The 13371-nt window shown below is 37.2% G+C and carries 12 protein-coding genes; 5 read left to right on the top strand and 7 right to left on the bottom strand.

Annotated elements, in window-relative coordinates; genetic code table 11:
* The first annotated feature begins 106 nt into the window (after positions 1-106).
* Entirely contained in the window at positions 107-3013 is a 2907-nt protein-coding gene (gene polA, locus V3564_RS06440) for a DNA polymerase I (RefSeq protein WP_455480747.1), read from the top strand.
* Here the strand turns inward: polA and V3564_RS06445 are convergent.
* From V3564_RS06445 to ihfB, 7 genes are all read right to left on the bottom strand, one after another.
* The gene (locus tag V3564_RS06445; protein ID WP_455480748.1) at positions 3010-3888 is read right to left on the bottom strand and encodes an endonuclease/exonuclease/phosphatase family protein; all 879 of its coding nucleotides are present in this window, start codon (positions 3886-3888) and stop codon (positions 3010-3012) included. The two genes, polA and V3564_RS06445, sit on opposite strands and share 4 nt — an antisense overlap.
* A gap of 112 nt (positions 3889-4000) precedes the next feature.
* Complete coding sequence (locus V3564_RS06450) at positions 4001-4774, bottom strand: Bax inhibitor-1/YccA family protein (protein WP_455480749.1); 774 nt, start codon at positions 4772-4774, stop codon at positions 4001-4003.
* 829 nt (positions 4775-5603) lie between these two features.
* The gene (lspA, locus tag V3564_RS06455) at positions 5604-6107 is read right to left on the bottom strand and encodes a signal peptidase II (RefSeq protein ID WP_455480750.1); all 504 of its coding nucleotides are present in this window, start codon (positions 6105-6107) and stop codon (positions 5604-5606) included.
* Positions 6104-6952 carry a TrmH family RNA methyltransferase gene (locus V3564_RS06460; RefSeq protein ID WP_455480751.1) on the bottom strand — a complete coding sequence of 283 codons (849 nt, stop codon included), beginning with the start codon at positions 6950-6952 and terminating at the stop codon, positions 6104-6106. The genes lspA and V3564_RS06460 overlap by 4 nt, the downstream gene beginning before the upstream one ends.
* 2 nt (positions 6953-6954) lie before the next feature.
* Entirely contained in the window at positions 6955-7887 is a 933-nt protein-coding gene (locus V3564_RS06465) for an RsmD family RNA methyltransferase (protein WP_455480752.1), read from the bottom strand.
* Positions 7888-8056: 169 nt separating this feature from the next.
* The gene (locus tag V3564_RS06470) at positions 8057-8356 is read right to left on the bottom strand and encodes a lipopolysaccharide assembly protein LapA domain-containing protein (RefSeq protein ID WP_455480753.1); all 300 of its coding nucleotides are present in this window, start codon (positions 8354-8356) and stop codon (positions 8057-8059) included.
* 8 nt (positions 8357-8364) lie between these two features.
* A complete protein-coding gene (ihfB, locus tag V3564_RS06475; RefSeq protein ID WP_220716602.1) occupies positions 8365-8643 on the bottom strand; it encodes an integration host factor subunit beta in 279 nt (92 codons plus the stop codon).
* Positions 8644-8821: 178 nt separating this feature from the next.
* Here ihfB and V3564_RS06480 point away from each other — a divergent pair, with 178 nt between their 5' ends.
* The 4 genes from V3564_RS06480 (at position 8822) to ptsN (ending at position 12340) form a co-directional block, all read left to right on the top strand.
* Positions 8822-9466, top strand: coding sequence for an LPS export ABC transporter periplasmic protein LptC (locus tag V3564_RS06480; protein WP_455480754.1), 645 nt, complete (start codon positions 8822-8824; stop codon positions 9464-9466).
* Positions 9467-9548: 82 nt separating this feature from the next.
* The gene (locus tag V3564_RS06485) at positions 9549-10154 is read left to right on the top strand and encodes an LptA/OstA family protein (protein WP_455480755.1); all 606 of its coding nucleotides are present in this window, start codon (positions 9549-9551) and stop codon (positions 10152-10154) included.
* Positions 10155-10160: 6 nt separating this feature from the next.
* The gene (gene lptB, locus V3564_RS06490; RefSeq protein ID WP_455480756.1) at positions 10161-10955 is read left to right on the top strand and encodes an LPS export ABC transporter ATP-binding protein; all 795 of its coding nucleotides are present in this window, start codon (positions 10161-10163) and stop codon (positions 10953-10955) included.
* Positions 10956-11875: 920 nt separating this feature from the next.
* The gene (gene ptsN / locus V3564_RS06495; protein WP_455480757.1) at positions 11876-12340 is read left to right on the top strand and encodes a PTS IIA-like nitrogen regulatory protein PtsN; all 465 of its coding nucleotides are present in this window, start codon (positions 11876-11878) and stop codon (positions 12338-12340) included.
* The last annotated feature ends 1031 nt before the right edge of the window (positions 12341-13371 follow it).

A 13371-nucleotide genomic window follows, 5' to 3' on the forward strand; every position in this document is an offset into this window, starting at 1 on the left:
AACAAAAAATGGCTTTTTAGAGGCGGTTTGATAAATTTTAAGGTAAGAGTGAAAAAATATATAAAAGTGAATTGTTTTTTAGCTGAAATGGAGAAATAAAATTGTCATGAAAGCAACAGATCATCTTTTTTTGGTTGATGGATCAGGCTATATTTTTCGCGCTTATTACGCTTTGCCACCTTTAAAGCGCAAAAAAGATGGACTTCCTGTAGGAGCTGTGGCTGGTTTTTGTAATATGCTGTGGAAATTACTCTGTGATGCACGCAATACAGCTACCGGCGTTGTTCCAACGCATTTTGCTGTTATTTTTGACTATTCATCTGATACATTTCGGAAAAAAATTTATCCACAATATAAAGCTAATCGGGAGACACCCCCTGAAGATCTTATTCCTCAATTTTCTCTAATACGTCAGGCAACAAAGGCTTTTAATTTACCCTGTATCGAAAAGAAAGGATTTGAAGCGGACGATTTAATTGCTACCTATGCGCAGTTGGCAACAAAGGTTGGGGCAAAAACAACCATTATTTCTTCTGATAAAGATCTCATGCAACTGGTGAATGCGCATGTATCTTTGTATGACGGAATGAAAGACAAACATATCGGTGTTTCTGAAGTTGTAGAAAAATGGGGTGTTAGGCCTGAAAAAATGGTCGATTTACAAGCTTTGATTGGAGATCCGACAGATAATGTACCAGGTATTCCAGGCATTGGCCCCAAAATTGCAGCCCAGTTATTGGATCAATTTGATTCTCTTGATCTTTTGTTGCAGCGCGTGACAGAAGTTAAACAAACAAAACGGCGTGAAAATATTCAAACTTATAGCGAACAAGCAAAAATTTCTCGTGAACTTGTTCGGCTTAAAACAGATGTGCCTATAGATAGTGATTTAGATGATTTCGTTTTAGAACCACAAGATGGTCCACGATTAATAGCCTTTCTTAAAGCGATGGGGTTTGCTACATTAACGCGCCGTGTGGCAGAGGAAACAGAATGTAACGCTGCAGTTATTGATGCACTTGATATAGATATTGAGTGGAAAGAGCCTAGTTATGGATGTGATTCTGACGTTAAAAGGTATGACAGAGAATCTCCGTATAATTTTTCTGAAGATTCCCCACAATTGTTAGCACAAAAACGTAAAGATCAAACACTGACTCAAAAAGTTACAAGAGATGCCTACACGACTATTCTTGATGAAGAAATTTTGAAAGAATGGTTATTAGAAGCACAAGAACAAGGCTTTTTCGTTTTTGATACTGAAACCACTTCACTTGATCCTATGCAAGCAAAGCTTGTTGGTTTTTCATTGGCATTACAGCCGGGAAAAGCAGCTTATGTACCCCTTGAACACGTTGCAGGAGGAGATGATCTTTTAAGTGGTGGGCGCATTGTCAGGCAGATTGAAACACAAAAGGCTTTGGTACTTTTAAAGCTGATATTGGAAAATCAAGCGGTATTAAAAATTGGTCAGAATATAAAATATGATTGGTTGGTGATGAAGCAGTACGGCATTGTGATACGCTCTTTTGATGATACCATGCTTTTGTCGTATGCTTTAGATGCTGGAACTCTAAGACATAATATGAATGATTTATCCGAACGTTGGCTTGGACATAAACCGATTTCTTACAATGATTTAACGCATAATGGAAAAAAGATTACTTCTTTTGCACAATTAGATTTAAAACAGGCAACCTTTTACGCTGCGGAAGATGCTGATGTAACATTTCGTTTATGGCAAGTCTTAAAACCGCAGCTTGTGGCACAGGGAATGACAAAAATTTATGAGCGTCTTGATCGGCCACTGATAGAAGTGCTTGCAAGAATGGAAGAACGAGGGATTCTCGTTGATCGTCAAATTTTATTGCGTCTTTCAGGAGAATTAGCGCAGGCTGCTTTTATTCTAGAAGAAGAAATTTATCAGTTAGCTGGTGAGAAATTTAATCTTGCTTCGCCAAAGCAGTTAGGTGATATTCTTTTTGGAAAAATGGGATTGCCTGGAGATGCTAAAACCAAAGGTGGACAATGGTCAACTTCTGCACAGACCTTAGAGGAGCTGGCTGCTGAAGGCCATATTTTGCCGCGTAAAATTATTGATTGGCGTCAACTTGCAAAACTAAAATCTACTTATGCGGATGCTCTTCCTTCTTATATTTTGCAAAAAACAGGGCGTGTTCATACGAATTATTCTTTGGCAACAACATCAACGGGGCGGTTATCATCATCAGATCCAAACTTACAAAATATTCCAGTGCGAACTGCTGAAGGACGTAAAATTCGAACAGCTTTTATTGCTCCAAAAGGACATGTTCTGCTTTCGGCTGATTATAGCCAGATTGAATTGCGCATTCTTGCACATATTGCAGACATCACGGCGTTAAAAGAAGCTTTTGCTCAAGGTCAGGATATTCACGCTATAACTGCATCGCAAATGTTTGGGGTTCCGATAGAGGAAGTGCATTCAGATATAAGAAGGCGTGCAAAAGCAATTAATTTTGGTATTATTTATGGCATTTCAGCTTTTGGATTAGCTAACCAATTAGGTCTTTCGCGACAAGAAGCAGGACGTTATATTCAACTTTATTTTGAAAGGTTTCCGGGAATTAAAGACTATATGGAAAATACCAAGGTGTTTGCACGCCAAAATGGTTATGTAGAAACAATTTTTGGACGTCGTGTCCATTATCCAGAAATAAAAGCGGCAAATCTACAAGTCCGTTCTTTTAACGAGCGGGCTGCTATCAATGCACGAATTCAAGGATCGGCGGCGGATATTATTCGTCGTGCCATGATTCAAATGGAAGATGCTTTGGAAAAAGAAAAACTGTTAGCAAAAATGTTGCTGCAAGTGCATGATGAACTGATTTTTGAGGTACCGGAAGAAGAGAGTGAAGCAACTATGGTTCTTGTTAAAAAGGTTATGGAAAATGCTACAATGCCAGTCTTCTCTTTGTCTGTACCGCTTGAAGTGAAAGTAATGGTTGCTCAAAATTGGGATGAAGCACATTAGTCTTTTTTACTTATTTTGTTTTTAAGAATGGTCATTGCATTGGCAAGGTCAAGATAAGCTTTGATAGGCAAATGATCTGAGGCAATGCGTGCAAGCGGTGAATGATGATTTTCAATATTTGTTACCAATTGATGGGGAAAAGCAAAAACTCTATCGAGAGCTAGAAAAGGAAAGCGAGATGGAAAGCTTGGCACAGCCTCAAGTGTGTTATCAAAATAGGGAGAAAAATGATTTAGAGATGAATTTTTTCCCATCCGCCATTCATTAAAATCTCCGATGAGGAGTGTTGGCATAAGGGGGAGTTTTTGGAGAAGTGCAAGGAGCATTTTTGTTTGCTGATTGCGAGAGTGGCGTAGTAAACCAAAATGAGTAGCAATAACACGAATAAGGCCTGCTTCCATTTCCAACTCTACAATCACAGCGCCACGTGGTTCAATACCAGGAAGTGTGACTTGTGAGATATCGCATATATATCCTTTTCGCAGAAAAAGAGCGTTACCATGCCAGCCATGACCTTGAGGTGACATGGTATTCAGGGGCACTGGAATCAAACCTGTTTCGGTTTTTAACAATTGAAGATCAATTAAGCCAATGCGTTTACCAAAACGTTTGTCTGCTTCTTGAAGGGCGAGGATATCAACTTGCAGTTCAGCAATAACACGTACAATACGAGTAGGATTAAAAATTTTATCAACACCTACACATTTATGAACATTATAGGAAGCGACAGTGAGATCATAATTTTTGTCCTGATTTATTATATTTGACCGATGATGGGAGTGGTTGCGAATTGTGTTTAAAAAAGAGCTATGGAGATTTTTCTGGATCAATGTGGTGAATCGAGAAAATTTTTGTTTATGAAGTATTTTTGTCATTTGTGAATCAGGGTGTACCTAAGAGGTAAAATGGGAATGCTTGTGCTAAAAACAAAAGAACCTTGTTTCCTTTGAGAAACAAGGTTCTTTAATTGAACTATAACTTTTACAATTAATCACGATTTGAGCCGAGAAACTGTAGCAAGAAGACAAACATATTGATGAAATCAAGATAAAGACTTAATGCACCCATAATAATTTTACGTCCTCTTGCATCATGTGCATCTCCCTCGTAATACATAACTTTAATGCTTTGTGTGTCATAAGCTGTTAAACCAGCAAAGAGAAACACGCCAATCACGGAGATAGCAAATTGCAAAGCACTCGATCCAAGAAAGATATTCACAATCATGGAAAGTACCAAGCCAATCAAACCGATAAAGAAGAATGATCTCATCGCTGTGAGATCACGTTTCGTTGTATAACCATAAAGCGAAAGAGCACCAAAAGCTGCAGAAGTAATGACAAACGTTTGCACAATACTTTCTGTCGTATAACGTAAAATGATAGAGGACAGAGAGAGTCCAACGAGAGCAGCATAACCAAAAAAGAGACTACGCGCTGCGATTGTGCTCAATGTATTGATTTTGAAACTAAGGAATAATACCGCCACAAGTGGTGCGAACATAACAATATAAGAGAATGGCGATGTGTAAAATGTTACTCCAAATGAGGTTAAGTAAACACTGCTATTGATTTGAGCGGCTGCTTGGCTCATGTCTGTCGTCGTTGCTAATAATGCGACTGCGTAAGCAGCAGCAGCTGTAAGAAGCAAACCAATGGCCATTGTATTATAGACGCCCAGCATATAACTGCGCAATCCTTGATCAATTGATGCATCGACATGAGAAATAGATGCCGAACGTAAATTTTTGAAATCAGCCATAATATAAAGTCCTTTAGCATATGTTCCGCCAGATGTTGGAGTTAAAAAGAATCTCTGTCATTAGGACAGCAGTCTTGTATAAGCCCTTACTTGGCACATACCAACAACTCCAGGTGCCGCTGGCAGAATTCCAGCATACCTTCACTTATTATGGAGATTTATTTTAAAATTACAAGAGATTTTCGTTGGGAAGAAATCTTACAAATTAGTAAGGAAAAGGCTTATTTTGAGAAAAACCATTAAATCTTTTTTGTCATATTTTGTACGAAAGAAAATATTAAAATGTAAGATTTTTATTTCTACATAAATAATATGATGCAAAATCCATTGGCATGAACATTTTGGCGTTTATGAAGATACAAGCGGTTCCTATTATTATTTTCCAGTTTTCAATGTCGTACCTCTTTTTACACGGTTCAAAGGCAGTTAAATCTTTTTAAAAACAGCATTTTAAAGATATATATAAATTCATCTAATGAAAATTATTATTTATGTTTAAAATCAATATATTACCTTGTAATTGAAAATATGCAAAAAAGGATAGGAATGCAGTCATGAAAGAAACTATTAGCATAACAATAACAACTGTAGCCATTAAAAAGCCAGATATTGGAAATAAATAGGAAAGTAAAAAATGCTGTTTTTTAGAAAAATAGGCTACGCTTAACGCTCTAAAAGATATAGACGTAAAAATGAAAATAGAATGTTTTTAACAAAATTATTACGAAAAACAGTAAACAACAATATCCAAAACATAAGGCATAAAGATGTACATATATTATAAATATTTTGTATGAAATGCGATTATTTTAGGTGAATTAACAGGCTCTTATTTGGAAACTGTACGATTGGAGTGACGTTTTACTTTTATCCAGATACACAATTCTTCAATAAGGATAGCAATGACACCGAGTGTAATAAAAGTATCTGCAAGATTGAAAACAGCAAAATAAAAAATATCATCGATATGAAAGAATATATAGTCAGTGACATGGTGAAAACGAATACGGTCAATAAGATTGCCTATTGCTCCACCAATGATAAGGGTAAGACCGAAGCATGTTAACGACTTGTTATATCCAGTATTTTTCCATAACCATAGAAGAGAAACTATAATGATGAGCGTAATGGCAATGAGTCCCCAGTGAGAAAAAGAAGAAAAAAACGAAAATGCAATACCAGAATTACGCACATGATAGAGGGAAATAAAAGGAAGAAACGGAATTTCTGTTCCTAGAGGTATATTGCGCATAACACAGTATTTGACTGCTTGGTCAAGCCCTACTGTAAATGCCAAGCCAAGGAGGAAAAAAAACGGTGATTTACGTATCATATTTTGGTCTCGCATGGTTCCAGTGTTAAATAAGGACGACGGATTTCATAAAGCATGATAGCTGTTGCTATCGCCAGATTAAGTGAGTCGGCGCGTCCACTTTGTGGAATACGCGCGAGTTGATCACAACGATTCGCAAGAATATCTTGTAATCCCTGTTTTTCATTTCCCATTAAAAGCATAATAGGGCCATTTTTGAAATCGATTGTACGATAATCTGTAGATCCTTTGAGATGAGTGCCAACGATCATGCCTTTAAAGTGAGCAGACCAGTTTAAAAAGGCGCTTTCATCAAAACGATAAAGTGGTATAGAAAAAATTGATCCCATTGTTGCGCGTACTGTTTCAGGTGAAAAAGGATCTGTTGTTTCGCCGATCAAAATCACGCCTTTAGCTCCTACGGCATCTGCAGTGCGAATAATGGTTCCAAGATTTCCAGGATCACGCACTCGATCAAGTGCGACATAAACATCTTCTATCCCTCCTTTTATTGTTTCAATTGGTTGGCATTGTTGTTTGAAAATACCAATAACTGTTTGTGGGTTATCACGGCGAGTAATGGATTCCATCACCTTTTGTGAGGCTTTAATGACAAAACCACCATTTGCTATAGTGTGTGCAGCAGTGCTTTCGATAGCGGCATTTCCGGTTTTGCTTTTAGAAAAAATAAGTGTTTGTATTGTCCAGCCGAGATTGAGAGCATCAATCACTAATTTAAGCCCTTCTGCCATGAAAAGACCTTCTCGATTACGGTTTTTTTTCTGGAAGAGTGCTCGGAGGTCTTTGATAATGGGGTTGCTAAGAGAGGTGATTTCTTTAACCCTACCGATTTTTGGTATACACATATTCAGGCAATCCAACGGCTGAAAAGAGAAGTAGAAAGGGCGCGTCCGGCAGCTTCTTCACGCAAGATCAGTTCTCCTGATTCGACTGTGCCACCAAGGTTTATGAATTCATCACGCATTAAAGCATGAAGTGCGTAGAAGGAAGCACGAATAGAATAAGCTGTGAGTATGATGGCGAGAGGCTTGTCAGATAGAAGCTTACGACAGCTTGTGATCATAGCCGGTAAGTGATCGAATAGTTGCCAAATTTCACCGTGAGGTCCACGTCCATATGCGGGGGGATCAAGAAAAATCATATCATAGGTTTTTTTACGACGTAGTTCACGTTCGACAAATTTTACGGCATCATCGCAGATCCAGCGAATAGAGCGATCTGATAGTTTTGCTCTTTCCTGATTGGCTTTTGCCCAAGAAATAGCTTTTTTAGAAGCATCAACATGTGTGACATTTGCACCTGCACGTGCGCCAATCAGAGAAGCAATACCTGTGTAGCCAAAAAGATTTAACAATTTGATTGGACGTGCCGTCTTAACAATTTGTTCTTCCATTGTGCGCCAATGGGCATCTTGTTCAGGAAAAACACCCACATGACGAAAGGAAGTAAAGCGGCCTAGAAAGGACAATCCATTCCAAGAAAGTGGCCACGTTTCATCAAGCGGTTTTTTGGGAAAATACCAACGACCAACACCTTCTTCATTTTTGTTGCCTGTGAAAATGGCATCAACATTAGCCCATTGCTTTTGTGATAAAACAGGTTTCCATAGTGCTTGACCTTCTGGTCGGATAATGCGGTAAGCTCCATAACGCTCTAACTTTTGCCCATTGCCAGAGTCAATGAGGGCATAATCTGCACTCGTACCTGTTTCTAAAATAAGAGGCAACTTTTCCTGCGGATATCTATTATTCTGGTGAGTTTGAAAGCATTGTGCAGGCATGTTCGGTATCACCGATGCAAATTTAAAAAATTTATGTTATAAAGCTCTTAAATTTCTCGTAAGAGTACGAAGAAGTTAAGGTTAATTAAAACATATATAGAAAAAAATAAAAAGGACACTTTTGACTCTGTATTGAACACAACAAAGAAAAGATTTCACTAAAATACTATTATACTACATCATCTGTGATCGACATTTTCAATTTCTCGAGTTCAGCTTTGCTTTTTTTGAGGGCTTTTTTGCATTTATGGTATGAAAACCAATAGATTAAGCCTCCTAATAAAATACCAAAACCGAAAAAAACAAAGAGCCATATAAAGAAAGGAGCTTGATAAGTAAAACTTTCAGAATTTGTTCGAAAAGGATCAAGCGTTAATGTAACCATTTGACGATTGGCTACAATAAAAGCAACAAAAAATACTGTGGGAATCACCCAAATAATTGCTAAAAGGACACGTTTAATTGTCATAAGTTTACTCATTGATTGAGGCGATCACGCAAATCTTTACCGGTTTTAAAAAAAGGAATCCATTTTTCTTCAACTGCAACAGCTTCGCCTGTTCGCGGATTGCGACCGTTACGGGCTGAGCGACTTTTGACAGAAAACGCTCCAAATCCACGAAGTTCAACACGATTGCCATTAGCGAGCGCTGCCGAAATTTCCTCAAAAATAGCATTCACAATGTTTTCCACATCACGTTGAAAAAGGTGCGGGTTATGACGGGCAATAATTTGCACAAGCTCTGATTTAACCAAAATAGCCTCTCTTTCACACAAAAAAGATTTCTATTCATATATGCACATTACATATATAAACATATGAAAGCAAAATAAAACTAAGAAAAAACAAATTGCAAGAAACAAAATTTGAAAATACATTTTATAGAGGTTATACAGATCGAAAAACGCGGAATATTTAAGAGATTAGGATAGTATGTCCGTATACAATTGTTATGAAACCTTTTCAACAAAGTCGTCTTTTGGCGATGTTTGTAAAAAAGCATCTCGTCATTCGCGTCGCGTTAACATATTAAAATTTTTTTTACCCCTCTCCGCAGTGGCTGCAGCGCTCATTTTTTGCTGGTTCACGTTTTTTTTCGTTCCCGTTACTTATGACCCTGTGACTTTGAATAATGAAGAGGGGGGGATAATGGAATCGACGATGCTCAATCCAAAATTAGAAAGTTACACGCGCTCTTATGAACTTTATTGGCTTAAAGCAGAAAAGGCATTTCAAGATCGTACACATTCTGGAATGATTGGGCTGCAAAACATTACAGCTGAGACGCTTGTGGGCAAACAAAGACGGGTTTTTCTCGATGCGCAAGGGGGAGTTTACGATGATATTAATGGTTGTTTGCAGTTGGATAAACCATTCACCATTACAACAAATGATGGAATGATTGCACAATTTATGGCAGCAAATATTAATTTATCTGAGGGACAGTTGAACACAGATCAACGTGTCAACATCCAGCACGCAGGTTTGCATCTTGCAGCAAATGCTTTGCAGATTCGGGAAAAAGGACAAAACATGTACTTTCATGGCGGTGTACATTTAGTGCTTGACAAGCAATAAAAGAGTATCAATACGAATCTTAAGTTATCTTTGTGAGAGAAAAGTATCTGTATATGTGAACAGAAGAATTGAGAGTGATGATATGAAGCCAAGGAGATCATACAAAAAGTGGATGAGTATGTATTTGGCTTTGAGTATGGGGATGTTAGGGTTTGGAACAGTTTTTGGGTATGCTGAAGTGACCCAATTTGGAATTAATTTATCAAACGATAAAGAACCAGTAGAGCTTTATGCAGATTCTTTAGAAATACGTGATAACGAGGGGATGGCACTCTTTAATGGTGGTGTTTCGGTGGTTCAAGGTGAACGTCTTCTGCGAACGAAAAAATTAGTTGTTTACTATGATAAAGCGCATAAAGTAGCGGATAAGGAACAAGTGGATCCGAAAGCATTACCACCTGCCTTGTTCGGTTCAGGTATTAAGAAAATGGAAGCTTTGGGAAAAGTTTATATAAAAATTGCCACACAAATTGCTACGGGTGATAAAGGCGTTTTTGATAGCAAGTCAAAAATAATGAGCTTGACAGGAAGTAATGTTGTATTAACGGATGGTGATAATGTGGCAATGGGGTGCAAACTAACGGCAGATATGAAAAGTGGAAGGGCTTTTCTAGAAGGTTGTGAAACATCTAAGAAAAAGAGCCGTGTTTCTATCATTTTTAAACAAAATCAAAAAAATGGCCATTAAGATTTCATGTTTGGAATCAAACGAAAAAAACAGACTGATAGACATCATCTTGAAAGTGAAACTTTAAGAAAAAACTTAAAGGGGACTTTAGTTGCCAGTCATTTGATTAAAATTTACCGTGGAAGGCAGGCAGTTAATGGTGTTTCTTTTAGCATTCGTACTGGAGAGGCTGTTGGTATTTTAGGTCCTAATGGTGCGGGAAAAACAACTTGTTTTTATATGGTTACGGGTCTCATTAAATCTGATGGAGGATCCATTGAAATTGATGGATTTGATGTCACCCATCTTCCAATGTATCGACGTGCTCGTTTAGGTATTGGGTATCTTCCGCAGGAAGCCTCTATATTTCGTGGTCTTTCAGTGGAGAATAACATTAAAGCTGTTTTGGAAGTGGTTGAAAAAGACCGCTTTAAACGACGTGAAGAGCTAGATGGCCTTTTACATGAATTTAAAATTGAACATTTACGTAAAATGCCTGCACTTTCGTTGTCAGGGGGTGAACGTCGACGACTTGAAATTGCCCGCGCTTTAGCTTCTCGCCCCAATTTTATGTTACTTGATGAACCATTTGCAGGAATTGATCCTATCGCCATTTTTGATATTCAGCAGCTTATTCGTCATTTAACTCAACGTGGAATTGGTGTTTTGATAACAGACCATAACGTGCGCGAGACATTGGGGCTTGTCGATCGCGCTTATATCATTCATGCGGGACAGGTGCTAGTTCATGGTTCTCCTAATGATATTATCAACAACGTTGACGTACGCAGAATTTATTTAGGAAATCAATTTTCTCTATAGTTTTACAGTTTCTATAAGTTCTCATGTATAATTGTATTTATCACGTTATTTCTGAGAAGTTCCTTATTTATGCCAAAACTTCTTACTGTAATCTTAGACTGAACTTTTGTTGAGTGATGAAAAAGACCTTATCAAGATGAAGTGATTCTGTTGTTTTACCGGTTTAGTTTGCTTTTGATTGTATCATGGAAAAGATATAGCTAGATTAACCTGATAATGAATGATAAACGAGACCATAAATAAATGCGTGTTGTTGGAAGGTATAGAGATATTAGTAATACTTTTCTCTGTCGAATCAAATAACATATCGATGATGCTGTTTCGGATATTGTGATGGCAGTACCATGAGTTATGTATACGGTTATCAAATAGGTTCGTGGTGTGTTGATTGGTTTGGGTGGTGTATTTAAAAGTGGGTGCATGACTGCGGATATTGAGCAAAATCTATGAATCTTTTTAAAATAGCTGTTGAATGTATTAGAGTTTTTTGGTCGTTGTAGTCGGGCAACGCGCAAGCTGCAGAGTGATTGTCAGAGTAAAGTGCCATTTTGCCTCGATATACTTCTCATTTTATAAAGCTAGTTCTTTAAAAAGAGGAAGATAGAATCTGATGAAGAATTATACACCAACTCTTGTAACGAAAAGGTCGATAGAATTGTAAAGGATGGCTTTTGCTAGTACCGTAGAAAATTAATTTTATAGATCACTTTATTTCCTTTTTTCTCACGCTTTTAATTAGGAGCTGAGTGCTATTTATTATTGGGTGGATAGTGATATGAGATAAATTAAAATATCACCCATTATGAATTGAAAAGTAAAGATACATGCAGTGATGCAAGAAAGTGATAAAACTTTAAGTGTCTACACCGTTTACTAGTTTTTTTGGTGAGCATTTGAGCATGCAAAAGGAAAATTAAAGTATGAATTTGAGTGAGTTAATTGCACCGGAAGCAATTATTCCGGTTCTTAAGGCAAATTCGAAGAAACAAGTTCTGCAAAGTTTAGCCGAAAAAGCCGCTGAGCTGACAGGTCTTAGTGAACGTGTAATTTTTGATATTGTTTTGCAACGTGAAAAACTAGGTTCAACGGGTTTGGGTGGTGGTATTGCGATTCCTCATGGAAAACTTCCTGATATTAACCGAATCATTGGTGTATTTGCACGCCTTGAGAACCCAGTTGATTTTGAAGCTCTCGATGATGAGCCTATTGATCTTGTTTTTCTCCTTTTAGCGCCTGAAAATGCTGGCGCAGACCACTTAAAAGCTTTGTCACAGATTGCGCGTATTTTGCGTCATGCTGATGTTGTTCAAAAATTGCGCAACACCCATGATGCTAATGCGCTTTATGCTTTACTGATTCAGAATTCAGAATCAAATGCAGCTTAAAAAAGGTGTTGTGTGTTGTTGCGGATAGTGCATCACAGAGCAGGTTGGAAAATGATATGATTTGCGTTTAAAGAGATGAGAATCGCTGATCGTGTTGTGTAATTTTGAAGAAGTTACTCACAAAGGAAGCCTCGTTTTAAAAACAGGTGACAGAAGGAGTTCCTGACTTTTGTTATTTGCATGTATGAGGCATTTGTTATCATGTTTTTAGATTTCTTTACTTGGAAAGTTCACTGTGAATTTAATTCTTTTTGTGAGTCGAAATGGTTTAAATATTTTTTGATGATTATTGGTATTTAAGGTTCAAAGAGAGAGGGAGCATTGTGTCCTCTATGTAAGATGGTGGGAGAAGTTAACTGTTTAAGGACAGACTTGGTTTAAATGTCATCTCTCTACTGAAAACAATTTTGTGCGATAAGAAAATTATAAATTTTTGGGCGAGCAAAAGGATTTTTTATGCGTGTGCAGTTTGTTCAATTACAGTTTAATTGATTAAGAAGCCGTTTAAAAAACTGTAAAGTAGGGCTTAGGAACGGTTGCGGAAAGAAGAAAGTCTTATGTTTTTATTTATAAATTACAAAACAAAATAATGATATTTGCCAAATGAATTCCTTAGAAATTTTTGGTGAAGGACAGAGAGTATTATCGATTACATTAAAGCAATATGGTTAAATTTGTGTAGATTGCTTGAATCACTTCAACAACTGGCAATTAAGATAGTAAGGTATATAGCGAAAGTAAATGATATCAAAATTAGGCAAAGTATATACGGTGATTGGAGCAAGAGCTATACGCTCGGTATTTTCTGGAAAATATGTTGATAATATTTGATAATTTTTTGCAGAATGGTTTGAAGATTGCAAAAAGACAGTACCTAGACGATATTGAATACGCAATATGGCCACACTATAATTGGTGAAATGTCAAATATTTTGCGATTTTTATTAACGCAAATGAGTTGAGTGTGTTAGATTTACGAATGGTATTAGAAAAGCTATGAAATTCGGAGTGTTTCTTTATGGGATGCAGTT

This window comes from Bartonella sp. B12(2025) (assembly GCF_053795135.1).